Source organism: Massilia sp. 2TAF26 (assembly GCF_052115005.1).
In the GTDB taxonomy this organism is placed as follows: Bacteria; Pseudomonadota; Gammaproteobacteria; order Burkholderiales; family Burkholderiaceae_D; genus Telluria.
This window is the reverse complement of record NZ_JBFRFV010000126.1, coordinates 1-409: the sequence shown is the minus strand read 5'-3', so window position 1 is coordinate 409 and position 409 is coordinate 1. Positions and strand designations below refer to the sequence as shown.

Here is a 409-nt window from a genome sequence, read left to right as displayed (position 1 = left end):
GGCCATGACCATGCGCGGCCTGACATCGTCGTACCTGATGCGGCGCATTTACGATTTCAAGGCCGGCGTCGGAACGGTGCTCAATCTCGAACGGGCCGTGACCCTGTCGACCCGCCTGTCGGGCCATCTCGTGCAGGGCCATGTCGACGGCGTCGCACATCTCTCTGAAGTGATCGACGACGGCGGCTCGCGCCGGCTGACGCTCAGCCTGCCGGGCGCCTTGCGCGCCTTCTGCGTCGAGAAGGGCTCGATCGCCCTCGACGGCATCAGCCTGACCCTCAACCACGTCGGCCCGGCCGACGCCGAGGGGCGCTTCGCGGTCGGGATCACGATCATCCCCCACACCTGGACCCACACCAACCTGCAGCACGCCGCGCTCGGCGCCCCGATCAATGTCGAGGTCGACGTG

The 409-nt window shown here is 68.0% G+C and carries 1 pseudogene; it reads left to right on the top strand.

Going from position 1 to position 409, the window contains the following annotated elements:
* Nucleotides 1-37: 37 nt before the first annotated feature.
* A pseudogene (locus tag AB4Z32_RS27770) lies at nucleotides 38-409 on the top strand (riboflavin synthase); the annotation flags it as partial.